Raw genomic sequence first — 26623 nt, 5'->3', positions numbered from 1 at the left:
TGTTATACTAAATACATTGTATGTAGTAGAGGAAGGAAATAGAATGTCTTCGCAAAATTTTGGAATGAAAAATTATATGAAGGGTGCGCTATTACTAACGATGGCAGCACTTATTGTCAAAATATTAAGTGCTATTTACCGAGTGCCTTATCAAAATTTAGTAGGCGATCAAGGCTTTTATGTCTATCAGCAAGTGTATCCGTTTATTTCGTTTTTTGTCGTTTGGACATCAAGTGGATTTGCGGTAGCCATTTCCAAAATGCTAGCAGATATTGAAGCACGTGGTGGTACAGCCTTAGAAAAACGTGCCGTGTCTTGGGCAATTTTTAAATATTTGATGGTGCTATCACTAATATTTTTTAGTTTACTATTTTTCGGAGCAGATGCCCTTGCCGCTTTAATGAATGATGCCGAACTTGCAGGATTATTGAAGATGGGATCGTTCGTTACATTGTGCATGCCGTTACTAGCCTTATTAAAAGGGACGTTTCAAGCGAATAGTTATATGCAACCAGTTGCCTATGCACAAGTGTTTGAACAAGCAATTCGTGTAGCAATTATTTTAGTTGGTACGATTGTGTTGCTACAGTTTACGACCTCTGTGTATACTGTTGGGAAAATGGCAGTATTAGGAACCGTCATTGGTGAAGTAGCAGGAATCATATTGTTATTCTTGTTTTTAAAACGTGAACAACAGCCCATTGCGAAAAAAAAAGTGGCGGTGTGGCCGATTTTGAAAGAAGTAACGCTCTATAGTATCGCGATTAGCATGGGTGCGTTACTACTGTTATGTTTCCAACTGGTTGATTCATTTACGATTTTTAAAATGCTTGTGGCTTCTGGTATGGAAATTGACCAAGCGATGGAAGTGAAGGGTATTTATGATCGCGGACAGCCTCTTGTGCAGCTAGGAATTGTCATTGCAACGTCACTTTCGTTAGCGATTGTACCGCTCGTCGCATTAAAAGCAAAGGCAAAAAATGGACGTGGAGCAAAACCATTTATTCAATTGACGTATCGTAGCTCGCTCTTATTTGGCGTGGCGGCAGCGCTGGGACTCGTACTGGTTATGCCTTATGCGAACACGCTCTTATTTAAGACCGACAGCTATTCCAATATGCTACGATTATATGTAGTACAAATTGTTCCGTTATCGATAATATTGACGTTTATGGCGGTATTACAAGGCTATAGTAAATTAAAAATGCCGGCACTATTTTTGCTGATAAGTATTGCGTTAAAATATATAGGAAATGTGGTGCTTATTCCGCATTTAGATGTGCTAGGTGCTGCGATTGCGAGTACTGTTGGGTTAATTTTTGCAGCAATCGCATTAGTCATTTATATGAAAAAAATAGCAGTAAGTCGCTTAGCTACGGCAATGTTTTACCGAAAGCTACTTGTTGCAAGCATCGTAATGATTGTGACAATCACGTGTGCAGTGTTCCTTTTAGATATTGTGTTTACAGCTCCTGAGATGCGTCGTTCGGTAGCACTTATTTATAGTGGGATCCTCGTATCACTTGGGGCATTTAGTTTTATTACCGTTGTAGCGAAATTGCGTGTGTTGACGGAAAAGGATTGGTTTTTAATTCCGTTTGGCCGTCGTATGGCTATGTATCAATTATGGTTAAATCGAAAGAAGTAGGTGTATCGTGTGAATCAATTAACAGTTATCGGTTTAGGTGCAGCCGATTTTGAACAAATGCAAATGGGTGTTTATAAAAAAATTAAAGCCGCGAAAATTTTATATGTACGTACAGAGGATCATCCTGTACTACAAGATTTAAAGCAAGAGGGTATCGAATTTAAGAGTTTTGACGAAGTGTATATGAAGTACGGTACATTCGGTCCAGTATACGAGGAAATTGCAGAGCGCTTAATTGAGGCTGTAAAAGTAGAAGATATAATGTATGCAGTACCAGGGCATCCGTTAGTAGCCGAGCAAACGGTACAGCATTTAATTGAAGCTGACAGTCAAGGAAAGATTAAGCTTGTTATAGAAGGTGGTCAAAGCTTTTTAGACCCAATTTTCGGCGCGTTAAAAATTGACCCAATTGAAGGCTTCCAGCTATTAGATGGCACCAGCATGTCGATGCATGATATTAATATGCGCCAGCACATTTTAATTGCGCAAGTGTACGATTCGTTCAGTGCGTCTGAAGTAAAGCTCACATTAATGGAAAAATATCGTGATGATTATCCAGTAACAATTGTCACAGCAGCGGGTTCTTCACAAGAGCAATTACGTACTGTACCGTTATATGAGTTAGATCAGTCGGCAGAAATCAATAACTTAACGACAGTATATGTACCACCTGTCACAGCAGATGAAGATGCACTACGTGATTGGGTAACATTCCGTCAGATTATTGCGAAATTGCGCGGTCCAGAAGGTTGCCCTTGGGATCAAAAGCAAACGCATGAATCATTGAAGAAGTATTTATTAGAAGAGGCGCATGAATTTTTAGCTGCGGTTGATGCAGAAGACGATTTCGCAATGGTTGAGGAGCTTGGCGATGTTCTATTACAAGTATTCTTACATGCTCAAATTGGTGAGGATAATGGTTACTTCACACTAGAAGAAGTATTAGCGTCGATTAGTGAAAAAATGATTCGCCGTCACCCGCATGTGTTTGGGGATGTATCAGTAGAAGATGCCGATACAGTTGTAGCAAACTGGGAAGCGATTAAAAAAGAAGAAAAGGGCGAAACAGGGGACGAGCCATTACTAAAAAATGAATATCGCCCTGAATCAGCACTCCAAACATCATATAACTACCAGAAAAAAGCGGCGACAGTTGGCTTTGATTGGCCAAATGTAAAAGACGCATGGGATAAATTTACAGAAGAATGGCAAGAGTTCCGCGAAGAAATTTCAAGTGGTGAAGCGACAAGCCGCATGGACGAGTTTGGTGATGTACTGTTCACATTAGTAAACTTGGCGCGCTTCTACAAAATTTCACCAGAAGAAGCAATGCTACATGCCAATGAAAAATTCGCGCGTCGTTTTAACTTTGTCGAAAACAGTGTGAAAAATAGCGGCAAAACATTTAGTGATTTTACGTTAGATGAATTAGATAGCTTTTGGGATGAAGCAAAACGTTTAGAAAAAGGAGAGTAATTTTATGCGCTTAGATAAATTTTTGAAAGTTTCACGTTTAATTAAACGTCGTACATTAGCAAAAGAAGTAGCCGTACAAGGTCGTATTACTATTAACGGTAAAGTGGCAAAGGCCAGCAGTACTGTCAAAGTAGGCGATGAGCTAGCGATTCGCTTCGGGCAAAAAATCGTCACGGCACGTGTAGAAGAGCTGCGCGAAAGTGTGAAAAAAGAAGATGCATTAAAAATGTTTACCATTCTTAAAGAAGAGCGTCTTGAAAAAGTCGAACCAGAATTTATTGATGATGAAGAATAGAATGATGGCATGGCAGAAAAATCTGTCATGCTTTTTTTTAAGCAAGCATATAGTGTACAACTATGAAGGATAAGGGGGACTGGCATGACAATTCATCAAGAAAGTACACGCTATACAATTTCTTCAGGAGATCATTTAGTAACGGTACGCAATCGAAAACGAATGGACATGACATCAGTAAAAAGCATTGAACGCTTCGATCAAGAGGAATTTTTCGTTAACACATCACAAGGACATTTACTCATCCGTGGTGAAGAATTACGCATTGTGCATTTAGATGTGGACAAAGGCTTACTGACATTAGAAGGAGAAGTCAAACAACTCCAGTACGATGAAAGCGATAGCGGATTATCGAAAAGCTTCCTCCATAAATTATTTGGATGATGAGTGCGCAGCTTGTAAGCATCATCGTCATGTTTATAAGCGGAATTGCCGTGGGTATGGTAATTGATGGGACAAGAATAATCACAAGACAATTTCCGATAAAATTTATTCGCGATATAGCACGATATTTAGAAGCACTTGTATGGGTTCTTTTAGCCATTAGCACATTTTATTTATTATTTTTAATAAAGGGTGGACAATGGCGATTTGTCGACCCGCTGGCACAAATATTAGGAATTATTAGTTATGAGTTATTTTTCCAAAATATAGCTCGTTTTATCGGAAGGCTTTTTGTGAACATAGTGATTAAGCCCATTTATTTTATTGGACATGTCTTTGTGGTGATTATTCGTAAAATAATTCAGTTTGTAATAGCGCTTTGTTTATTAATAATAAATCCAATTTTCAAATTTTTAAAGAAATATTTGTTAAAAAACTTTAAATCGAAGAAATGAACTCGTATAATGATAATAACTGATTTAAAACAAAGGAGGAGACGGCAGTGGGGAAACGAGATATTCAAGATGAGCTACATAATAATGTTCAACCACTTGATAATGAATTTGTCCGTTCAAATCCAAACGCCAAAAAAGCGAAAAAAGCCGTATTGCTTCGCCGAAGACTGGCCATTTTTTTAATCATCGCAGTTGCTTCAATTGTCGGTTTAGCACAATTTTCAAGCATGCAAAATGAACGACTTGCTGACAAACAAATTAAAAAAGCCGAAGTAAACGCACAGTTAGAAGAATCCTTAGAAAAACAAGAAATGTTAAATTTACAAATTACAAAATTAGAAGACGATGAATATATTGCGAAGTTAGCACGAAAAGAGTTTTTCCTTTCTGAAGAAGGCGAGATTATCTTTACGATTCCAGATAGCAAAGATGAAAAAACAGATTCGGATAAAAAGAGTGAATAATGACACAAAAGTAGTATAGAGTTATAAAAAAATGTCATTTATTACCTTTTGGAAGAGTGTCTTGTTGACACTCTTTTTATGTTAGCTATAATTAGAAGAGAAGCTATTGAACAAAAGTTTCATTATTAATTGATAAACGACTTTTATTAGAAGTCTCTTAAAATTTAAGGAGGAGCATTTTTTTTATGTCAATTGAAGTAGGCAGCAAAGTACAAGGTAAGGTAACAGGCATCACAAATTTCGGTGCATTCGTTGAGCTTCCAGATGGAAAAACAGGTTTAGTTCATATTAGTGAAGTAGCGGACAACTATGTAAAAGATATTAACGAACACCTTAAAGTCGGCGATGAAGTCGAAGTAAAAGTGATGAATGTTGAAGCGGATGGTAAGATTGGTCTCTCAATTCGTAAAGCAAAGCCTCAAGCTGAGCGACCAGAGCGCCCACAACGTCCTCGTCGTGAAAACAATCGTTCAAATGATCGCAACGATCGTCAACCAAAAGAAAACTTTGAACAAAAAATGGCGCGCTTCTTAAAAGATAGCGATGAACGTTTAACTACATTAAAACGTGCAACTGAATCAAAACGTGGTGGACGAGGAGCTCGCAGAGGATAATTTTGCTGGCTATTTGAAACTTAGAAAAAGTGTCATATAGATGAAAAAGCAGATTTACACAGAGGAAGCCCTGTGTGAATCTGCTTTTTGTTTGTGTGTAGCGAGGAAAGCATAAATTTTTTAGTGTAATCCGCAAAAGAAAAATAACAACTTGTGCTATTTTCGCCAGAGCTATGCTTTCAAATAAAATTAACGTTTTTGTTCTGGTGAGGATTTATTCGCATTTTCGGCATTATGTTTAATAAGAACACGAATTAATGTGATAAAGCAAAAAATACCGCCAATTAAACCAATCGCAATCATAATAATTTGTAAAGGTAATGGTAAGTTTGTTAAAACAACACCACCGACGACTAAAAGCATACTAACGCCACACAGAAAAGCTAAATATGTAAAGTTTTGTATCAACATCAACGCCACCTCCTTTTCCATTATAAAGTGAAACGTACTATTATTTCCATTAAACGATAAAGAAAAAAGAGATTGCCTAGGAAATAAATTCAAGACAATCCCTTTGCGCTGAGGATGTTGAGAATATATTCTCAACATCGCCTATAGCGGGTTATTTATACATGATACGAGTGTTTTCCAAAAAGTACATACTTTTTGGATAGCACTTTCTAAGATGACCCGTACGGGATTCGAACCCGTGTTACCGCCGTGAAAGGGCGGTGTCTTAACCACTTGACCAACGGGCCAAACAAATATGGTGGCGGCAGAGGGAGTCGAACCCACGACCTTTCGGGTATGAACCGAGTGCTCTAGCCAACTGAGCTACACCGCCAATTTAACAACAAAACTAATAATACAAGGCTACGTTAAAAGTGTCAACACTATTTTCATAAATTTAAATAAGAATAATTTATACTTATCTTTTTTGGGAAGATAGTTAAAATACTTTAATTTGGAGAGGGATTGTGCATGAAATAGGGATAAAATATTACAATTTTCACTGTTATGTAAAAAAATCGTCGAACGTTTTTTTTATGAGGCTACTATAAACAGACAAAATTCTAATTGCATCTTTTCTATAATAGCGACAAAAAGAAAAGGTGAGTATAGTGGTTACAATCAATCGTCAGCAAGAAGAAAAAATGTTTCCTAGTTTAAAACTCGATGAATTAAACAGTAGAAAGCAGTTGTTTGCGGTAAGTATTTTATTTATTGCCTTTTGCTTTGCGCAGGCAGTATTTTTTGAAACGATTGTCCCATTATTTTTACCGCTTTGGCTCGTACTAAGGGAAAAGTTACCGAACTCTCAAAAATTCGTATTAATCGGCGGACTTTTGGGGACGTTTTTATTAGGGTTTGGTCAAGGGATGTTGGTTCTCTTACAATTGTTATGGCTAGAGGGATTACACCGTTTCCCATATGTAAAAATTTCAGTCTATGCACAGTTACTAACAGCGGTTTTGGCTGTGCCAATACTTTGGCAAATAGTGCTTAATGGTGGGTTGCCGACGGTGTTGGTAATTGCTTCAGTTGTTTATGAAAGCTTGTTTGCCCTTATGATCTTGTTTTTTTTAAATCAACTTGTACCAATTAAAGGTGCGCGAAATGATGAATGGACAAAACATAAAATGGTTGCAGCTGTATTCATTTTAGCCAGTTTGATTGTTGGTATGAAGGAACTTGTCGTAGTATATTTTTCGTTACCACAAATTATGCTGCAATTAGTGATTTGTATTGTGGCGTTTACATCCACAATAGGGGCGACTGTTGTTTTGACGTTAGCCCTTGGATTTTTAATTGGTTTGGCAGACTTATCATTTACAGGGATGATGATATTGTATGCGTGTAGCGGGTTAGTTGCGAGCTTTGTACAACTTTATGGGCGTGTAGTTCTTGCGGTTTTTAGCTTGCTGCCGAGTGTGTTTTTCTTTTTTTACGATGCTACGTTGCCACTCGATAGCGTGTACTTTTTATCAAGTATAACGGGTGTAATTTTATTTTTGCTTTTGCCAAAGAGTTTCTTGCAAGAGTGTCGAGATTACTATACGCAACAAACAACACCTGTTGTTCGCATTCATCGTAATGAAATGGTGGAGCAACAATTACAACAATTTCAACACTTTGCGTTTTTTATGAATGAACTTGTATTCGAGCGATTTACAAAAGATGTAGCAGCAACAACAAATCAACCTACACATAATGAGCCATTTTTAATTTGTTCAAGCTGTTTTCGCCGTGCGCAATGCTTTGGTGGCGAGCAAGAAATGGTGCCAATTATAGAAAATTGGCGTTTAGCAAGACGTAGTTCGAAGCCCGTAACATGGTTGCGTGCAGAAGAACAATTGAAAAGCAAATGTATCAAATCTGGAAAATTACTAGAGGAGCTCCAAGCGGCATTACAAAAAGAGCAAATGGAGCGTCAGTTTTATCATGGTAAAAAGATGATTGCGCTTCAATTAAGAGATTTAACGGAGCATTTACAGCAATTACTACAGCATCAGCAAAAAGAGCTAGATGCTCCAGAAACATCGAATCAATTACAGCAGTTTTTAATAGAGCAAGGCTTAAAGTGCTTGCATATTGAATGGCAAAACAATGAAATCGGCGAGCGTGAAATCAATTTTTATATGGCTGATGAAGGCGATTTACAAGGATTGATGCAAGCACTTGAAAAGAATTTGTTTGAATGGTTTCACGAACCAATGCAGGGGGAGCTTATAAGTGAACAACGTCATCCGATTTTTTACCGACAGTTAAAGTTTCGTTCAGCAATTCGCTATCAATTGGAGTATGATGTATATACGTATTCTTATAAAGATCATGCTATTTCGGGCGACTCCTATCGGGTTTTTCCACTGCATAAAGGTTTAATGGCAATGATGCTATCGGATGGAATGGGGAGAAATCAGTCAGCGCAAGAAGAAAGCGAACGTTTAATTCATATGTTGCAGCAATGCTTAGCTTATAATCTAGACCCAGAAACGGCAATGCATACGATGCACTACGTTTTATCGCTTAAAAATGATTCGGATATGTATGCCACGATGGATTTTGCACTTGTTGATTTACAGTTTGGCAATTTGTGGTGTTGGAAAGCGGGCGGTATGACGACGTATGTGCTGCGTGGCGACGAATTATTTAAAGTAGAGAGTACATGTGCTCCAATAGGATTTTTACCGGACTTTGCTGTCGATACAGAATTGGTGAAACTCCGTGCAGAAGATGTTATTTTAATGGTATCAGACGGCTTATTCACGGCATTAGAGCAATGGGATGTGCAGGAAAAGCGATTTATATCAGCGATTCGTGAAAGTTTAGCACAAGGTGCATCGATTCAAGTCGCATTATTTGATTGTATGACGCATTATAAGCAGAAGTATGAAATAACTGACGATTGTACTGTCATGCTGTTTCGTTTGCAACATGTAGCAAAGCCGTGGCATGTTTTTCGACCGACCAATGTCGTTTAAATTGATTCAGCGGGGGGAAACCCCGGCTGAATCAATTTGAACCCCGGTGAATGTCACAGATTTTTTAGGGGGATTTTTCAAGCGGTTTAAAAAATCTGGACAAAAGTTAGCCGAGGCGTAATTGAAAATGGGGTGAATTTGATGCATAGTTTAGAGCATCGTGTATTAGCATATATGAAAGAACTTCAGCTCATACAGCAAGGAGATAAATTATTGATAGCTTGTTCGGGAGGCGTTGATTCAATGGCGCTTCTCTCTTTTTTTCAGCGCTTTCGCCATTATCTGCAGATTGATATAGCAGTCGCACATGTGGATCATATGCTGCGTGGAGAGGTTTCAGCTCAAGATCGTTTATTTGTGGAACAGTATTGTAATGATTTTGCGATACCGGTTTATAGCTGTGCCATTCCCATTGCATCGATTTACGAACAGGAGGGAGGCAATACACAAGCCATTTGCCGCCGAGAGCGCTATCAATTTTTTGACCAACTAATGCAAGAGCATGCATTCACAAAGCTTGTAACGGCACATCATGCGGATGACCAATTAGAATCAATGCTCATGGCTTTAACAAAGGCGAGCTCGTTAAATGGCTTAAAGGGAATTTTGCCGATTCGTTCATTTGCACAACAATTTGTTATTCGCCCATTTTTAGCGGTTACAAAAGCGCAAATAGGGGAATATTTACATAGCGAAGCACTTACGTATCGTGAAGATGCAAGTAATGCAAAAGATGCGTATACACGGAATCGTTTTCGCCATCATATTGTCCCGTTATTAAAACGGGAAAATGCATTGGTATCAGAGCATGCAGTACAGATTTCGCAGCAGCTTATTGCCGATGATTTATTATTAATGCAACTTGCACAAGACCGTTTTTCACATCTTTTCGAAAGAATTGATGCAAATTGTTATAAAGTATCGGTTTCTACGTTACAAAATGAACCACTTGCTTTACAAAGAAGGCTCATTTTAATACTATTAAATTATCTTTATAACCAATCGAATACAATTCAAAGCTATGCACTTTGTACGGCCATTTTGGCGTTATTTGATACGTCTGAAGGTAGCCGTTCAGTCGATTTACCTGAGAATTTTATTGCACGCCGTCATTACGATGAAATTGTATTTGAACAAAAGCAAAGAAATAGTTCGCTCAAACAGCAACAGCTTACATTCAATAAATGGTATACATTTGGATCTATTCGAATGTTTATTGGGGAGCTTGCACAATGCGATGATGCGTTTCTACAACAGCATCAACCAAAATATTTCTCTGCTTCCTCGATGGCAATTCCGCTCATTGTAAGAGCTCCTGAAAAAGGGGATCGCCTTGCACTACAAGGTATGCAGCAAAAGAAAAAAGTATCTCGCATTTTTATTGATGACAAGATTCCTTTCATTAAAAGAGCCAATTGGCCGTTATTAGTCGATTCAAATGGCGAGCCGATAGCTTTATTAGCTGTACGCTTAAACAATAAATTTTCCAACGTAAAATTGGCCAAGCATGATTGTGTACTTATTGTGGAAAGCGATGAATGTTATTAGAATGTTGAAATAATCTAAGGAGGAATCTACCCATGATTCAAAATGATATTGAAAAAATAGTGATTTCAGAAGAACAAATCCAGGAGCGTATTAAAGAACTAGGTGCACAATTAACAGAAGAGTACAAAGATAGCTTCCCATTAGCGGTAGGTGTATTAAAAGGGGCTATGCCTTTCATGACAGATTTAATGAAACGTTTTGATTCTTACGTTGAGTTAGATTTCATGGATGTATCTTCGTATGGTAACGCAACGGTTTCGTCTGGAGAAGTAAAAATTTTGAAAGACTTAAATACAAGTGTTGAAGGCCGTGACGTTATAATTATCGAGGATATTATCGATAGTGGTTTAACATTGAGCTATTTGGTGGATTTATTTAAATACCGTAAAGCAAAATCAATTAAAATCGTAACATTATTAGATAAGCCATCTGGTCGTAAAGTAAACTTAGAGGCAGATGTTGTTGGCTTCGAAGTACCAGATGGATTTGTAGTAGGATACGGTCTAGATTACGCAGAGAAATATCGTAACTTACCATACATCGGAATTTTAAAACGCGAAGTATACTCATTTTAACTTGATTCAGCGGGGGTTCAAACCCCAGCTGAATCAAGTTAAGCTCCTGCGGATGTCACAGATTTTTTAGGGGAATTTTTCAAGCGAGCTTGAAAAATCTGGACGCAATTACGCCGAGGCGTAATTGATTAACTTGGACGAATTTGGGAGTTCGGTTGGTAATTGAGCGGATTTTGTCATAATTCACTTGAACATTTAAAATACTTGGTGCTTTTCATTGTATCAATTTTTCAACGTATGTTAAGATTTTACTTATAGTTTTTCTGTAACGTTGTGAGGAGGCTGGGGATGAATCGAATATTTCGATACACCATATTTTATTTACTAATTTTTCTCGTGATTATCGGGATTTTTGGAACATTTAGTGGTGGTAAAAAGACAACTGAAAACCTAGAATATTACGCATTTTTTGAGGCGCTTGAAAGTGATAAAGTGGATTCCATCACAATTCAGCCTGAACGAGGCGTGTATAAAATCGTAGGTCATATGAAGGGCGCTGAAGAGGGCGAAACATTTACAGTAAATATTCTGCAAAATGACCAAACTTCGGTAGATCGCATCACACAAATTCAAGCGGGTAAATACCCAGGTGTTGAAGTTTTAGAAGCGGCCCAAACAAGTGGATTCGTAACGTTCCTTACGAGCATCATTCCATTTGTCATTATTATTATTCTGTTCTTCTTCTTATTAAGCCAGTCACAAGGTGGCGGTAATAAGGTAATGAACTTCGGTAAATCAAAGGCAAAGCTATTTGATGACTCGAAGAAAAAAGTTCGCTTCAACGATGTAGCGGGTGCTGATGAAGAAAAGCAAGAGCTTGTTGAAGTAGTAGACTTCTTAAAAGATCACCGCAAATTCACGGATATCGGTGCGCGTATTCCTAAAGGGATTCTACTTGTAGGTCCTCCAGGTACAGGTAAAACATTACTTGCACGTGCGGTAGCTGGTGAAGCAGGCGTACCATTCTTCTCGATTTCAGGTTCTGACTTCGTAGAAATGTTCGTTGGTGTTGGTGCATCTCGTGTTCGTGACTTATTTGAGAACGCGAAGAAAAATGCACCATGTATCATTTTCATCGATGAGATTGATGCAGTAGGTCGTCAACGTGGTGCTGGTCTTGGTGGTGGTCACGATGAGCGTGAACAAACATTAAACCAATTACTAGTTGAAATGGATGGTTTCGGAGCTAACGAAGGTATTATTATCATCGCGGCAACAAACCGCCCAGATATTCTAGATAAAGCGTTATTGCGTCCTGGTCGTTTTGACCGTCAAATTACGGTAGGACACCCTGATGTAAAAGGCCGTGAAGCAATTCTTAAAGTACATGCACGCAACAAGCCGTTATCAGATGCAGTTGATTTAGCTGCTGTTGCACAACGTACACCAGGATTCTCGGGTGCCGATTTAGAAAACTTATTAAACGAAGCTGCTCTTGTTGCTGCTCGTAAAAACAAAAAATCAATTAACATGGCAGACATCGACGAAGCCTCTGACCGCGTCATCGCTGGTCCAGCAAAGGCGAGTCGTGTTTACTCTCCAAAAGAGAAAAAACTTGTGGCATTCCACGAAGCGGGTCACGTTGTTGTTGGCTTAGAATTAGACGAAGCCGATACTGTTCACAAAGTAACAATCGTACCACGTGGTCAAGCGGGTGGTTACGCGATTATGTTACCAAAGGAAGAGCGCTTCTTTACAACAAAACAAGAGTTACTTGACCGTATCGCTGGTTTATTAGGTGGACGTGTTGCGGAAGAAATCGTACTTGGTGAAGTTTCAACAGGTGCACATAATGACTTCCAAAAAGTAACGAGCATTGCACGTGCGATGGTAACAGAGTATGGGATGAGCAGTAATTTAGGAGCGGTTCAATACGGTTCAAACCAAGGTGGTAATCCGTTCTTAGGTCGTGATTTTGGCTCAGATCAAAACTACTCGGATACAATTGCTTACGAAATCGATAAAGAAGTACAACGTATCGTTGACGAGCAATATGCACGTACAAAACGTATCCTAACGGAAAATCGTCAATTACTTGATTTAATTGCCAACACGTTAATGACGAAAGAAACATTAAACGCACAAGAAATCGAGCATTTACGTGATCATGGTACACTTCCAGTTGTCGAGGCTGAAGCAGAGCCAGTATCTCTAGAAAAAGAGAAAGAAGCAACACCGACAGTTGAAACTGCTGGTAATGTTTCAATCAACAAAGAGGTAATAGGTGAAGTGAAGTCACCAACAGTAGAAGATTTACCACAAGACGCTTCGCCAGAGCGCCCACAAGGCATCAATGAAGACCGTCCAAAACAATAATGCATGAACAAAAACGATCTCCTTGAATTATTCAAGGAAATCGTTTTTTTTTATTTCAAAAAAGCATATGATTTGCGTTCTATAATATTTCTTTTATAATTGACTAGTCAACAGTTGATTAGTCTTGTGTTAAACTTGCTCCAGCAAAAGTCCCCCACTTCTATAAATGGGGGTGACTGCCAAAGTATAACCTTCATTCAGTGGAGGTCAAACCCCGGATGAATAGGAAAATAAAGGATAAAAGCGTCACGTCCTGTGACAACGCCTTTGTCATCAACTTTATGTTGACCTAAAGTCTCTGGCAGATGTCACAGATTTTTAAAGGGGTTTTTCGAAAGAGCTCGAAAAAAATCTGGACGCAATTACGCTGGGGCGTATTTGATATCCTACCGAGCTGTTGTAATTGGTGAGGAAAGGAGTTCTTCAAGCAACTATGGAGCAATTGAAACAAATTATTTTATTAATGAAGGCAATTGATCGGCAAGTAACAAAACAGTTTGAACAACAAACAGACATTAGTATGACGCGCTATGAGCTTTTGTTCACTCTCATCAACAAAGGAACGGTATCTCAGCAAATTTTAAAACAAGCACTGCAAATCGACCAAGCAGCGATTACAAGACATTTAAAACTGCTAGAAGATGAACAGCTTGTTGAACGCAACCGTAACGAAAAAAATAATCGAGAAGTGCTCGTAAGTATTACTGAAGCGGGACGGAACCAATTAATGTACTGTCAAAAAGGAAAAAATCACTATTTAGATCAGTTGGCGTACAATTTTTCACAGCAAGAATTAGAGCTACTAAATAACTTACTACAGCGTTTACAACAAAATAGTGACCAATACGAAAGATAAGAGGGATTACTCATGACAACGACAATAACATCAGCAAAAAATCTTATGTATGCAAGAAAATCTGTTCGTAAATATAAAGAGGGTGTAACGATTCCACAAGAAGTGTTGCACCAATTAATTGAAGATGCGATTTCAGCACCTTCATCAAGCAATATGCAGCCTTGGCGTTTTTTAGTAATCCAAGACCAAGACGTAAAAAATGAACTGTTACCGATTGCAAATAATCAACAACAAGTTGCAACGTGCTCGGCATTAATTGCGGTGTTAGGTGATTTAGAAATGTATGAGCGTTCTGAGGAAATTTATCAAGCTAATGTAGAGTTAGGCGCTATGCCACAGGACGTTGCGGATATGATGATTGCTAATTCTCGCAAACTGTATAGCTCATTGCCACAAGATGTATTAAAAAGTATTATTTCGTTTGATGCAGGGCTTGTTTCGATGCAATTAATGCTTTTAGCAAAAGAAATGGGCTATGACACAGTAACAATGGGTGGCTTCAATAAAGTACAATTTGCACAATATTTTAATTTACCAGCCAACGAAATACCGATTGTATTAATCGCTTTAGGTGAAGCGGAAATTCCAGCACACAGCACTTCACGTCTCGCATTAGAAAAAATTACGCGTTTTATTTAAGGAAGCGTATTAGTGACTATAATCGAAGCGTTCAACTATGGTATCATTTTTGCATAGAATACTTTAAAAGTAGGTGACGAGCATGATATTAGTAATGGATGCAGGAAATTCTAACATCATTATAGGTGTTTACGAGCAAGATCAGCTTCGTTACCATTGGCGTATGGAGACGGACCCGCGAAAAACAGAAGATGAATATGCAATGCAGTTGAAGGCGTTTTTTACGCATGAAGGATTAGCGTTTGAACAAATGACAGGGATTATTATATCATCAGTAGTTCCCCCAATTATGTTTGCGCTAGAAGCAATGTGCCGTAAGTATTTCCATATTGCACCGCTTGTAGTAGGACCAGGCGTAAAAACCGGTTTAAATATTAAGTATGAAAACCCTCGTGAAGTCGGAGCAGATCGTATTGTCAATGCAGTGGCAGCGCTCGCTCAATATGGCGGTAAACCGCTAATTGTCGTAGATTTTGGGACGGCCATTACGTATTGCTATTTAAATGAACAAGGTACGTATATGGGGGGAGCAATCGCACCAGGCATAGCGATTTCTACAGAGGCCTTGTTTGCCCGTGCATCAAAATTACCGCGTATCGAAATCATGAAAACCGAGCAAGTTGTTGGCAAAAATACAATTGCTGCGATGCAGGCAGGTATTTTTTATGGATTTATTGGGCAAGTAGAGGGTATCGTTAATCGCATGAAAGCCCAAAGCAAAATCGAGCCACTTGTTGTCGCGACGGGCGGGTTAGCGAAACTTATTACGCAAGAAACACAAGTGATTGATATTGTAGATCCGTTTTTAACTTTAAAGGGCTTGCATATTATTTATAAAAGAAATCAGTAGAAAAGAGGAATTTCAACATGAAAGACTACTTAGTAAGAGCAATTGCATTTGACGGACAAGTACGTGCATTTGCAACGAAAACAACAGAAACTGTAAGCGAAGCACAACACCGTCATAACACGTGGCCAGTCGTTTCAGCAGCATTAGGTCGTTCAATGACTGCGGCTGTTATGATGGGTGCAATGTTAAAAGGTGATGATAAAATTACAGTTAAAATTGAAGGGAACGGTCCAATCGGTCCGATGGTAATCGATGCGGATGCAAAAGGTGATGTGCGTGGTTTCGTAACAAACCCACATGTACACTTTGATTTAAACGAACATGGAAAATTAGATGTACGTGCTGGTGTAGGGAGTGAGGGTACATTAACAGTTGTAAAAGATTTAGGGCTACGTGATATGTTCTCAGGTCAAACACCAATCGTTTCAGGGGAGGTTGCCGAAGACTTCACTTACTACTTCGCATCATCTGAGCAAGTGCCTTCATCAGTAGGTTTAGGTGTATTAGTAAACCCAGACAACACAATTTTAGCTGCTGGGGGCTTCATTATTCAATTAATGCCAGGTTGTGATGAGGAAACAATTGATGAAATCGAAAAGCGTTTATCTTCTATTGAGCCCGTTTCAAAAATGATTGAAAAAGGATATTCACCAGAGCAAATTTTAACTGCCGTATTAGGCGAAGGCAATGTACAAATTCTTTCAACATTACCTGTTCAATTTCAATGTCAATGTTCAAAAGAGCGTTTCGGTGCAGCGATTATCGGTTTAGGTGTCAATGAAATTCAAGAAATGATTGATGAAGATGGAGGAGCAGAAGCACAATGTCACTTCTGTTTAGAAAAATATTACTTCGATCAAAAAGAGCTTGAAGGTTTCATCGATGAAATCCAATCGTAATTTACACCAAACACCAGAAAATGTACCGTATACACAACGACGCTTAAAAACCAAACCAACGTTACTACTATTACTTATCTTGTTTATCGGAAATATATTATGGTTTGTGGTATGGTTACTCCCTTCTGACGTTCCGTCATTAGAAAACGGTAGCGAGTCTATCGCTACCGTTGACGGAGAGGCCATTACACGCCAGCAATGGCTTGCCGCAATGGAGAGCCGCTTTGGGAAAGAAACGCTTCGTGATTTAGTCAATGAGGCGGTCATGGAAAAAGCCGCAGACAAATATAAAATTAAAGTGAGCGAAGAAGAAATTGATTTAGAAATCGCATTGCTACGTTCGGCACAAGATGCAAACGACACGACTTTACATAGTTTATCAACTGACCAATTACGACAAAAAATACGTGCACAGTTAATTTTAGATAAAGTGCTGACAAATGATGTTGTTGTAGAAGACGAGGAAGCGGAGAGCTATTATGAAGAAAACCAGTCTTTCTATAATATCCCAACAACATTCCGTACCAGTCTAATTGTTGTGAATTCTAAAGAAGATGCTGAACGCGTTGAAAAGGAATTAAAAAACGGCTCGGAATTTGATGTTTTAGCACGTGAGCATTCAATGGATGCTGCATCAGCGAGCTTAGGTGGGGATATTGGCTTTGTCTCTTCTGAGCAGTCTTCATTAGACACGGCTATTTCTAAAGAGGTACAACAATTAAAAGAGCAAGAAACATCAAAACCATTTGTGTTACAAGATGGTCGATATGCGATTGTGACTGTTTCGGAAATCGTTGAGGGGCACTCGTTCTCTTATGATGAGGTATCTCAACACGTAAAACGTCAATTAGCTCTAGAACAACTTCCACCTTCTATTACACCAGAGGCTTTCTGGGCAGAATTTGATGCTGTGTGGATTTACGGCGAAGCAAAAAAATAACTTCCAATACGACATGCCAAAAATGGTGTGTCGTATTTTTTTAAATAAGGGTAAGAATAATTTTCGAAAAATTTATGCAAATAATTGACAACATTTCACGAGACTGTTAAGATTAAAATTAAGTAAAACCTATTAACTTGGTAGGGATTGAGAGGGGATATTGAATTATGAGTAAATTAGTAAACTCTGTGGCTGAATTAGTGGGTCGCACACCAATCGTAAAACTAAACAATGCAACAGGCGAAAACGACGGGAATGTATACGTAAAATTAGAATACTTCAACCCAGGTTCATCAGTAAAAGACCGTTTAGCTTTAGCGATGATCGAAGCAGCTGAAAAAGACGGTACATTAAAACCAGGTGGCACAATTATCGAGCCAACTTCAGGTAACACAGGGATCGGCCTTGCAATGATCGCAGCAGCAAAAGGCTACAAAGCGATTTTAGTAATGCCAGAAACAATGTCATTAGAGCGTCGCAACCTTTTACGTGCTTACGGTGCAGATTTAGTATTAACACCTGGTCCAGAAGGTATGAAAGGCGCTATCGCAAAAGCAGAGGAATTATCAGCTTCTGAGGGCTACTTCTTACCACAACAATTTAAAAATGAAGCAAATGCTGAAATTCACCGTTTAACGACAGGTCCAGAAATCGTAGAGGCATTTGAAGCGGATGGCTTACAAGTAGACGCATTTGTTGCTGGTGTTGGTACGGGTGGTACAATTACTGGCGCAGGTGAAGTATTAAAAGAAAAATTCCCAGCAATTGAAATTATCGCAGTAGAGCCAAAAGATTCTCCAGTACTTTCTGGTGGTAACCCTGGTCCACACAAAATTCAAGGTATTGGTGCTGGTTTCGTACCAGACGTATTAGATACAGAAATATATACGTCAGTATTCCCAGTAGAAAACGAAGTAGCATTCGAAAACGCACGTAAAGTGGCACGTGAAGAAGGTATTTTAGCGGGGATTTCATCTGGTGCAGCGATTTATGCAGCAATTGAAACAGCTAAACGTTTAGGTAAAGGGAAAAACGTAGTAGCGATCATCCCATCAAATGGTGAGCGTTACTTATCAACTCCTTTATACCAATTCGAAGACTAACTGATAGCAAACTAATAGCCATTCTAGTAGAGATATTTTACTAGGATGGCTTTTTCTAATGGGCGGAAAAATATGAATCATTTAAGGGGATTTATATAAGAGAAGCCATTAAATCGTGTTGCTTTGGCGGGTTTTGCGTTTTTCTAATGTGGAAAATCGCATTTCTCTAGCAATTTTCAGTACTTTCAAGTTTAATTAAAGCAAATAGTTAAAAGAAGGTGGATATAATATGCAGCAACTTGCAACGCACGTATTTCCGATGACGAAAGATGAGTTTTTTTATAGCTTTAAACAACAGACTGCAAATGTAACACAACGCGTATTTTTAGAAAGCGGGCGCGGTGGCCATTATTCAATTGCTGCATGGGGTCCATTTGCGACAGCGCAATCTATAGAAAATGGTTTACAGATTACCTGGGGAAATGACGAAACAGAAGTCAGATACGGGGAAGCGTTATCGCAACTTGAACAATTTATTAAGCAATATGAAATCGAAGCAAATGTGGAACTACCAGATTTTCAAGGTGGGGCGATTGGTTTTATTTCGTATGATTATGCGCGCACGATTGAAGTGTTTGAAGAAGTAGCGATAAATGATTTACATGTGCCAGACATTTATTTTTATTTGTTCGACCATTGGGCAGTTCATAATGTTGCGACAAATGAAGTCACTCTGATGAAGTTTGCGACGAGCGAAATGGATTTACAACAGTGGCAACATAAATGGGAACAAGCAGCTACTACAGGGATGACATTGCGCAACTTTAATCAAGAGGCCGCAACAAATGTAGTGCAAGATGAAAGTGAATTACAAGTATCATTTGCTGGTGCAGACTTTGAGGCAGCCGTCGGGAAAATTCAAGACTACATCGGACAAGGTGATGTATTCCAAGTGAACTTGTCGGTACGTCAGGCAAAAAAACTATCGGCAACACCCATTACAATGTACGAGGCAGTACGCTCGTTTAATCCATCACCGTATATGGGGTACATTGAAAGTGAACATTTTGCTGTTGTCAGTGGCTCACCAGAATTACTCGTAAAGAAAAAAGGTAAAGAATTATCAACGCGTCCGATTGCTGGTACGCGTCCACGTGGAGCATCGGAAGCAGAAGATTTAGCGCTTGCCAATGAGCTGATCGAGCACGAAAAAGAGCGAGCTGAACATGTGATGCTCGTAGACCTAGAACGAAATGACTTAGGGCGAGTGAGCGCGTACGGCACAGTGGAAGTCAATGAGTTCATGGTCATTGAGTATTACTCGCATGTCATGCATATCGTGTCCAATGTACGCGGCCAAGTAGCACCTAACAAATCAAATGCCGATGTGATTCGTGCGATGTTCCCAGGTGGCACAATTACCGGTGCGCCGAAAATTCGTACGATGGAAATTATTGAGGAGCTTGAGCCCGTGCGTCGAGGACTTTATACTGGTTCGATTGGATGGATTGGCTATACAGGTGATTTAGAATTAAATATCGTAATTCGAACAGCGTTTATTCAAGATGATGTAACATATATTCAAGCGGGTGCGGGAATTGTTATCGATTCGGTTCCGGGAAATGAATATGTGGAGTCAATGAATAAAGCAAAGGCAATGTGGCAAGCAAAAGCGATGGCAGAAGAGGTGAACAAATGATTTTAATGATTGATAATTATGATTCGTTTACGTATAACTTAGTGCAATATTTCGGGGAGTTTGGCTATGAATTAGTCGTTAAGCGTAATGATACCGTTACTATTGAAGAAATTAAGCAGTTAAATCCGAAGATGATCGTTATTTCGCCAGGGCCATGTACACCAAATGAAGCGGGTCAAAGCCTAAATATCATTGAATATTTTGCTGGGAAAATTCCAATTCTAGGAGTTTGCTTAGGACATCAAGCGATTGCACAAGTATTTGGTGGTGATGTTGTTCGCGCCAAACGTTTAATGCACGGTAAAACGTCCCCAGTGCATCATAAAGAAATCGGCTTGCATGCTAAAAATAATAATCCCTTTTTAGCAACAAGATATCATTCACTTATTGTAGAACCAACAACATTACCGGATTGTTTAGAAGTAACAGCCTGGACTGAAGAAGGCGAAATTATGGGATTGCGCCATAAGGAATTTGCGATTGAAGGTGTACAGTATCACCCAGAGTCGATTATGACGGAGGATGGTAAGTTACTTTTAAAAACGTTTATTGAAAACTATTGCTAGGAGGAATGAGGATGCTTTGTTGGATGAACGGACAATTTATCGAAGAACAGGATTTACGCATTTCACCGTTTGATCATGGTTTTTTATATGGGCTTGGCTTTTTTGAAACATTTCGTACATATAAGGGAAAAGCGGTATTTTTACCACTCCATTTCGGACGTTTACTAGAGGCATTAAAGGAGTATCGTATTCAATTTCCTTATAGCTTACAAGAAATAAAACAAATTATTGAACAGTTGAATGCACAAGATGGAAATGAAGGCTATTTCCGTTTAAATGTTTCGGCAGGACCGCATGCAATTGGGTTAGCACCTTCAGAATATGTGGAGCCAACTGTTATTTTGTTTCGTAAGGAGCTTCCACAAGTAAAGCGTGGTACTGAAAAAGAGGCAGTTTGGTTAAAAACTTTGCGTAATTCGCCTGAACAAGAACAGCGTCACAAAAGTCATCATTATGGAAATAACGTACGTGCGCGCATGGAACTGCCAAGCCTAGCAGCACATGAAGGTTTTTTTACGGATGCACGTGGTGTTGTAGCTGAGGGGATTACGTCAAATATTTTTTGGATAAAAGACGGTATACTATATACACCTTCCACAAAAATAGGTATTTTACCTGGTATTACGCGTGCACTTGTCATTGAGCTTGCAGCGTTAATAGGAATCCAAGTAAGAGAAGGTAGCTTTTTAAAGTGGGAGCTTGAGCAGGCAGATGAATGCTTTATTACAACTGCTGTGCAGGAACTCGTGCCGATATCACACATAGGTAATGTTCGGTTTGCAGGTAGTGAAGGGCATATTTATCAAAAGCTGCATAATGCCTATATCGAAAAAATTGTAACCAATTTAGGAGAGCGCAATGCTAGAAAATTATAAAACGTTAACGCTGAATAATATTGAATTAGATTTTTACAAAGAAACATTTGTCATGGGGATACTAAATGTTACGCCAGATTCGTTTTCAGATGGTGGCCAGTTTAATTCGATCGACAAGGCTGTAGCCCAAGCGAAAAAGATGGTCGCAGATGGAGCAAAAATTATTGATGTAGGCGGCGAATCGACGCGTCCAGGCTATACACGTATTTCTGATGAAGAAGAAATTGCACGTGTGGTATCGGTCATTGAAGCACTAGTGAAGGAAGTACCGGCAATTATTTCAATTGATACGTATAAATCAAATGTAGCACGCGCAGCGATTAAAGCGGGTGCACATATGATTAACGATATTTGGGGAGCAAAGGCCGATCCACATATGGCACAAGTTGCGGCGGAGCTAAATGTGCCAATTTTTTTAATGCATAACCGTGATAATGATGTATATGGGGATTATTTTAATGACTTTTTACAAGATATGAAGGAAAGTATTGAAATCGTGAAAAAAGCCGGTGTACCAGCTGAGCACATTATGTTAGATCCGGGCATTGGTTTTGTCAAAAACTTAGCGCAAAGTATCGAAACAATGCAGCGCTTAGATGAGCTTGTTGCGCTGGGCTATCCGGTACTACTTGCAACATCACGTAAACGTATGATCGGCGCGGTACTGGATTTACCTGTAGATGAGCGTGTTGAAGGAACTGCCGCTACATGTGCATTCGGTGTACAAAAGGGTTGTCATCTTATGCGGGTGCATGACGTAAAAGAAATTGCGCGAACTGTCAAAATGATGGACGCGCTAGTAGGGAAATTCGAAGTACAAGGTGAATTAGCACCAAGACATTAAGGAGTTCTGTATGGATTATATTCATTTAAGAGATATGCAGTTTTTTGGTTATCATGGGGTATTACCAGAGGAAAACGTATTAGGCCAACGCTTTCGTGCCAATGTGTCATTAGCGGTAGATATCAAAGGTGCAGGTGAGACCGATGAGTTAGACGATACCGTTAGCTATGTAGGTGTGTACGATATATGTAAGGAAGTAATTGAAGGAAAGCCTTATAAATTAATTGAAGCGGTTGCCGAAGCGATTGCGACACAGATACTAACGAAATACGAGGGACAAGTGTTTGGCTGCCGCGTGGAAGTTGTAAAGCCGGACCCACCAATTCCAGGGCATTATAAGGAAGTGGCTGTTGAAATTACGCGAGGGCAATTCGTATGAAGGTAGCATATTTATCGATTGGCACAAATATAGGTGAGCGCGAACAAAACTTACAAGATGCCGTGCGTATGCTATTGGCGCATGAAGCAATTATCGTAACGGAAGTGTCATCGATTTACGAGACAGCAGCGGTAGGCTTTACGGAGCAGGCGGATTTTTTAAATATCGCGTTAAGCTTACAAACAAATTTGTCAGCGCATGAGCTACTGTTAGTGTGTCAACAAATTGAAAATGATTTAGGCCGCGTACGTGAATTTCGCTGGGGCCCTCGTATTATTGATTTGGATATTCTATTGTACAATAACGAAACGTACAACACAGAAAAGCTTGTTGTACCACACCCTCGCATGTACGAACGTGCTTTTGTGCTCGTACCATTAAAAGAGATTATAGTAGAAGAATGTGATATGCTTGTAAACGTACAAAAAGCATATCAAGCATTCGACATAGAGAAAGAGGGCGTCAAGCTGTGGAAGACGATCGCTACGGTCGACGAATTCGTGCCTTCCGAAAGCTAAAGCGAATTCAGCAAACCGAACTAGCAAAACGTATTGGTATATCTGTAACGATTTTAGGACGGATTGAACGAGGTGAAAAATTGCCTAGTAGGGAGCAACTTCAATCAATTGCGGATGTATTTAACATAGATATTCAGGAATTGAAAGGTGACTAACACTTAATGGAGGGACAAACGTTGTCAAACATCGAACAAAAACCGTTCCAAATTGGCGACATCGTCATGGATAACCGCGTCGTACTTGCCCCGATGGCAGGTGTATGTAACTCAGCCTTCCGTTTAACAGTAAAGGAATTTGGTGCGGGTTTAGTTTACGCAGAGATGATTAGCGATAAAGCGTTAAACATTCGCAATCAAAAAACGATGGACATGCTTTATATCGATGAGCGTGAAAATCCAATGACACTTCAAATTTTCGGAGGAGACAAAGAAAATTTAGTGGAAGCGGCAAAATTTGTAGATAAGCATACAACAGCGGATATTATCGATATTAATATGGGCTGCCCTGTCAATAAAATCATCAAATGTGAAGCAGGTGCCAAGTGGTTACTTGACCCGAACAAAATTTATGAGATGGTGTCAGTGGTAGTGGACGCAGTGGATAAGCCGGTATCGGTAAAAATGCGTATCGGCTGGGATGATGAGCATGTTTTTGCTGTAGAAAACGCACTTGCTGCTGAACGCGCAGGTGTATCTGCTATTGCGATGCATGGTCGTACACGTGCGCAGATGTATGAAGGCAAAGCCAACTGGGATGTACTTGCAGAAGTGAAGAAGCATATTTCTGTACCGTTTATTGGTAACGGGGATGTGGAAACACCCCAAGATGCCAAACGTATGCTCGATCATACAGGTGTGGACGCTGTGATGATTGGTCGCGCGGCATTAGGTAATCCGTGGATGATGTATCAAACGGTGCGTTATTTAGAAACGGGTGAGCTATTACCAGAGCCATCCCTTCGCGAAAAGATGGACGTTTGCCTATTACACTTTGAACGTTTAAAGGCGTTAAAAGGAGAAAAGGTAGCGGTACGTGAAATGCGTAGCCATGCATCATGGTACTTAAAAGGTCTTCGTGGTAATGGGAAAATCCGAAACGCCATTAACACGGCTGAAACAGAAGTGGAGTTACGTTCGGTTATTAACGGTGTAGTAGTAGAATATGAGGCAAATGGTAAATTATTAGAAGAAGTGTAAAACGAGAAGGGCATCTATTATTAGGTGCCTTTTGTTGTATAATAATAATCATTTCACAGAATTATTAAACATTTCGAATTAATTCGAAACAGATGAATCGACAAACGAAATGCTGTACAATAGAAACATTATGGACAATTGTGCCGTTTTGGAGCGCAAAAATATTAAGGAGTGATACACGTGTCAAATATCGAAGAATTAAACGACCAACTTTTGGTGAGACGCCAAAAGATGACGGATATTCAAGAAAACGGTATGGACCCATTCGGTAGCCGTTTTGAACGTACACATTTATCGAATGAAGTCATTGCAGAAAATGAACGATTTGATAAAGAACAATTAGAAGAAAATCCACGCGAAGTTGTAATTGCCGGCCGAATCATGACAAAGCGCGGTAAAGGGAAAGCTGGTTTTGCCCACATTCAAGATTTAGGTGGTCAAATTCAAATTTACGTGCGTAAAGATGCAATCGGAGAAGAAGCGTACGAATTATTCAACAAAGCTGATCTTGGTGATATCGTAGGTGTAAAAGGGAATGTATTCCGCACACAAGTTGGGGAGTTATCAGTAAAAGCTACTGAATTCACATTCTTAACAAAAGCATTACGCCCATTACCAGACAAATTTCACGGTTTAACTGACGTAGAACAACGCTACCGTCAACGTTATGTAGACTTAATGACAAACGATGAATCAAAAACGACATTCATCTTACGTTCAAAAATTATCCGTGCAATCCGCAACTACTTAGATAATAACGGTTATTTAGAAGTAGAAACACCAATGCTACACACAATTGCTGGTGGTGCTGCGGCGCGTCCGTTCATTACACACCACAATGCATTAGATATGGAATTATATATGCGTATCGCAATCGAGCTACATTTAAAACGTTTAATCGTTGGTGGCTTAGAAAAAGTATATGAAATCGGCCGTGTATTCCGTAACGAGGGGATTTCAACTCGTCACAACCCAGAGTTTACAATGATTGAATTATATGAAGCATATGCAGATTATAACGACATTATGGACTTAACAGAAAACTTAATCGCACACGTTGCGCAAGAGGTACTAGGTTCTACTTCTGTACAGTACGGTGAAGATACAATTGAATTAGGTGTCGGTTGGAAACGTGTACACATGGTTGATGCGGTTAAAGAAGCAACAGGTGTAGACTTCTGGGTACCAATGACTGTAGAAGAAGCACGTAAGCACGCTGCTGAGCACGGTGTAGAAATTAAAGATGCTCATGAAGTAGGTCACATCATTAATGAATTCTTTGAGCAAAAAATTGAAGAAACATTAGTTCAACCTACATTTGTAACAGGTCACCCGGTGGAAATTTCTCCATTAGCGAAGAAAAATTCTGAGGACCCACGTTTCACTGATCGTTTTGAGTTATTTATTGTTCGTCGTGAGCATGCCAATGCCTTCACAGAATTAAATGACCCAATCGATCAACGCGAACGCTTTGAAGCTCAAATGGCTGAAAAAGAAGCTGGTAATGATGAAGCGCATGAAATGGACAACGACTTCATTGAAGCATTAGAATATGGTATGCCTCCAACAGGTGGTTTAGGTATCGGTATTGACCGTCTTGTTATGCTATTAACAAACTCACCATCAATTCGTGATGTACTATTATTCCCAACAATGCGCCACACTTCAAAATAAAATTTGCAATTCAAGTTGGAGAATCCATAAAAGGGGTTCTCCTTTTTTTCTTCATATAGGTAGAATGTTTATGTAAGTGTTAAATAATAGAATGTTTGATGAGTATTTATATACGATTGATTCGTTGTTAGAATACGTATTATTTTTTTACAGTCATTTAAATTAGACATGAAGAGTTAGTATAGTTGATAAGTTTACGAGACTTTTAAAAGAAATTAATAATTTTCTTTAAAAACTATTGCAATATAATTTGGTGTGTGATAAATTATTACTTGTCGCTAAAACAAAACGACATTATTTTAAAAAGCTTTACTTTCTATTTTGAAAATGATAAAGTGTAAAAGTTATTAATTTCAGAACAACATGTCCGAAACAATTCTTTTAAGAAAGTTGTTGACATCGGAGAAATGAAATGATAAGATATAAAAGTTGTCATAAACGATAACAA

Annotated in this window: 27 protein-coding genes and 2 tRNA genes; 26 read left to right on the top strand and 3 right to left on the bottom strand. The window is 39.1% G+C overall.

Features of this window, described 5'->3' with window-relative positions:
* Positions 1–43 precede the first annotated feature (43 nt).
* From LZ480_RS18525 to LZ480_RS18495, 7 genes are all read left to right on the top strand, one after another.
* Complete coding sequence (locus LZ480_RS18525) at positions 44–1648, top strand: putative polysaccharide biosynthesis protein (RefSeq protein ID WP_241371028.1); 1605 nt, start codon at positions 44–46, stop codon at positions 1646–1648.
* Between the two features lie 9 nt (positions 1649–1657).
* Entirely contained in the window at positions 1658–3124 is a 1467-nt protein-coding gene (gene yabN / locus LZ480_RS18520; RefSeq protein ID WP_241371027.1) for a bifunctional methyltransferase/pyrophosphohydrolase YabN, read from the top strand.
* Between the two features lie 4 nt (positions 3125–3128).
* The gene (locus LZ480_RS18515) at positions 3129–3419 is read left to right on the top strand and encodes an RNA-binding S4 domain-containing protein (RefSeq protein WP_241371026.1); all 291 of its coding nucleotides are present in this window, start codon (positions 3129–3131) and stop codon (positions 3417–3419) included.
* Positions 3420–3503: 84 nt separating this feature from the next.
* On the top strand, positions 3504–3803 hold the full coding sequence (gene yabP / locus LZ480_RS18510) for a sporulation protein YabP (RefSeq protein WP_241371025.1): 300 nt from the start codon (positions 3504–3506) through the stop codon (positions 3801–3803).
* Positions 3800–4258 (top strand): spore cortex biosynthesis protein YabQ, encoded by a 459-nt coding sequence (gene yabQ, locus LZ480_RS18505; RefSeq protein ID WP_332844048.1) that lies wholly within the window; start codon positions 3800–3802, stop codon positions 4256–4258. The genes yabP and yabQ overlap by 4 nt, the downstream gene beginning before the upstream one ends.
* 47 nt (positions 4259–4305) lie before the next feature.
* The gene (locus LZ480_RS20025) at positions 4306–4722 is read left to right on the top strand and encodes an FtsB family cell division protein (protein WP_241371024.1); all 417 of its coding nucleotides are present in this window, start codon (positions 4306–4308) and stop codon (positions 4720–4722) included.
* 185 nt (positions 4723–4907) lie between these two features.
* A complete protein-coding gene (locus tag LZ480_RS18495; RefSeq protein ID WP_008408265.1) occupies positions 4908–5336 on the top strand; it encodes a S1 domain-containing RNA-binding protein in 429 nt (142 codons plus the stop codon).
* Between the two features lie 189 nt (positions 5337–5525).
* Here the strand turns inward: LZ480_RS18495 and LZ480_RS18490 are convergent, their stop codons facing one another.
* From LZ480_RS18490 to LZ480_RS18480, 3 genes are all read right to left on the bottom strand, one after another.
* Positions 5526–5747 (bottom strand): sodium:potassium antiporter, encoded by a 222-nt coding sequence (locus LZ480_RS18490; protein ID WP_241371023.1) that lies wholly within the window; start codon positions 5745–5747, stop codon positions 5526–5528.
* Between the two features lie 215 nt (positions 5748–5962).
* Positions 5963–6034 (bottom strand) — tRNA-Glu (locus tag LZ480_RS18485).
* 9 nt (positions 6035–6043) lie between these two features.
* Positions 6044–6120 (bottom strand) — tRNA-Met (locus tag LZ480_RS18480).
* 277 nt (positions 6121–6397) lie between these two features.
* On the opposite strand from LZ480_RS18480, the gene LZ480_RS18475 reads away from it, so the two are divergent.
* The 19 genes from LZ480_RS18475 (at position 6398) to lysS (ending at position 26175) form a co-directional block, all read left to right on the top strand.
* A complete protein-coding gene (locus LZ480_RS18475) occupies positions 6398–8758 on the top strand; it encodes a SpoIIE family protein phosphatase (protein ID WP_241371022.1) in 2361 nt (786 codons plus the stop codon).
* A gap of 141 nt (positions 8759–8899) precedes the next feature.
* Entirely contained in the window at positions 8900–10306 is a 1407-nt protein-coding gene (tilS, locus tag LZ480_RS18470) for a tRNA lysidine(34) synthetase TilS (RefSeq protein WP_241371021.1), read from the top strand.
* Positions 10307–10338: 32 nt separating this feature from the next.
* On the top strand, positions 10339–10881 hold the full coding sequence (gene hpt / locus LZ480_RS18465; protein WP_241371020.1) for a hypoxanthine phosphoribosyltransferase: 543 nt from the start codon (positions 10339–10341) through the stop codon (positions 10879–10881).
* Positions 10882–11169: 288 nt separating this feature from the next.
* Positions 11170–13197, top strand: coding sequence for an ATP-dependent zinc metalloprotease FtsH (gene ftsH / locus LZ480_RS18460; RefSeq protein WP_241371019.1), 2028 nt, complete (start codon positions 11170–11172; stop codon positions 13195–13197).
* Between the two features lie 433 nt (positions 13198–13630).
* A complete protein-coding gene (locus LZ480_RS18455; protein WP_241371018.1) occupies positions 13631–14053 on the top strand; it encodes a MarR family transcriptional regulator in 423 nt (140 codons plus the stop codon).
* 12 nt (positions 14054–14065) lie between these two features.
* On the top strand, positions 14066–14692 hold the full coding sequence (locus LZ480_RS18450) for a nitroreductase family protein (RefSeq protein WP_241371017.1): 627 nt from the start codon (positions 14066–14068) through the stop codon (positions 14690–14692).
* An 82-nt stretch (positions 14693–14774) separates the two neighbouring features.
* On the top strand, positions 14775–15542 hold the full coding sequence (locus LZ480_RS18445) for a type III pantothenate kinase (protein WP_241371016.1): 768 nt from the start codon (positions 14775–14777) through the stop codon (positions 15540–15542).
* A 17-nt stretch (positions 15543–15559) separates the two neighbouring features.
* Positions 15560–16441 carry an Hsp33 family molecular chaperone HslO gene (gene hslO, locus LZ480_RS18440; RefSeq protein WP_241371015.1) on the top strand — a complete coding sequence of 294 codons (882 nt, stop codon included), beginning with the start codon at positions 15560–15562 and terminating at the stop codon, positions 16439–16441.
* On the top strand, positions 16425–17381 hold the full coding sequence (locus LZ480_RS18435) for a peptidyl-prolyl cis-trans isomerase (protein WP_241371014.1): 957 nt from the start codon (positions 16425–16427) through the stop codon (positions 17379–17381). The genes hslO and LZ480_RS18435 overlap by 17 nt, the downstream gene beginning before the upstream one ends.
* Positions 17382–17548: 167 nt before the next feature.
* A complete protein-coding gene (cysK, locus tag LZ480_RS18430) occupies positions 17549–18484 on the top strand; it encodes a cysteine synthase A (protein WP_241371013.1) in 936 nt (311 codons plus the stop codon).
* Between the two features lie 229 nt (positions 18485–18713).
* Positions 18714–20123, top strand: a complete 1410-nt coding sequence (locus LZ480_RS18425) for an anthranilate synthase component I family protein (protein ID WP_241371012.1) — start codon at positions 18714–18716, stop codon at positions 20121–20123.
* Complete coding sequence (pabA, locus tag LZ480_RS18420) at positions 20120–20689, top strand: aminodeoxychorismate/anthranilate synthase component II (RefSeq protein ID WP_241371011.1); 570 nt, start codon at positions 20120–20122, stop codon at positions 20687–20689. The genes LZ480_RS18425 and pabA overlap by 4 nt, the downstream gene beginning before the upstream one ends.
* A gap of 11 nt (positions 20690–20700) precedes the next feature.
* A complete protein-coding gene (pabC, locus tag LZ480_RS18415; RefSeq protein WP_241371010.1) occupies positions 20701–21564 on the top strand; it encodes an aminodeoxychorismate lyase in 864 nt (287 codons plus the stop codon).
* Positions 21548–22408, top strand: coding sequence for a dihydropteroate synthase (gene folP / locus LZ480_RS18410; RefSeq protein WP_241371009.1), 861 nt, complete (start codon positions 21548–21550; stop codon positions 22406–22408). The genes pabC and folP overlap by 17 nt, the downstream gene beginning before the upstream one ends.
* 10 nt (positions 22409–22418) lie before the next feature.
* The gene (gene folB / locus LZ480_RS18405) at positions 22419–22787 is read left to right on the top strand and encodes a dihydroneopterin aldolase (RefSeq protein ID WP_241371008.1); all 369 of its coding nucleotides are present in this window, start codon (positions 22419–22421) and stop codon (positions 22785–22787) included.
* Positions 22784–23305: a 2-amino-4-hydroxy-6-hydroxymethyldihydropteridine diphosphokinase gene (gene folK, locus LZ480_RS18400; protein WP_241371007.1), complete on the top strand. Its 522-nt coding sequence runs from the start codon at positions 22784–22786 to the stop codon at positions 23303–23305. The genes folB and folK overlap by 4 nt, the downstream gene beginning before the upstream one ends.
* Positions 23257–23460: a helix-turn-helix domain-containing protein gene (locus LZ480_RS18395; protein WP_241371006.1), complete on the top strand. Its 204-nt coding sequence runs from the start codon at positions 23257–23259 to the stop codon at positions 23458–23460. The genes folK and LZ480_RS18395 overlap by 49 nt, the downstream gene beginning before the upstream one ends.
* A gap of 21 nt (positions 23461–23481) precedes the next feature.
* Positions 23482–24501, top strand: a complete 1020-nt coding sequence (dusB, locus tag LZ480_RS18390; RefSeq protein ID WP_241371005.1) for a tRNA dihydrouridine synthase DusB — start codon at positions 23482–23484, stop codon at positions 24499–24501.
* A 171-nt stretch (positions 24502–24672) separates the two neighbouring features.
* On the top strand, positions 24673–26175 hold the full coding sequence (gene lysS, locus LZ480_RS18385) for a lysine--tRNA ligase (protein ID WP_241371004.1): 1503 nt from the start codon (positions 24673–24675) through the stop codon (positions 26173–26175).
* The last annotated feature ends 448 nt before the right edge of the window (positions 26176–26623 follow it).

Origin of the sequence: Solibacillus palustris, from assembly GCF_022549215.1 — a bacterium.
Classification (GTDB): domain Bacteria; phylum Bacillota; class Bacilli; order Bacillales_A; family Planococcaceae; genus Solibacillus; species Solibacillus daqui.
The sequence above is the reverse complement of the archived record's forward strand: the minus strand, read 5'-3'. Positions and strand labels throughout refer to the sequence as shown.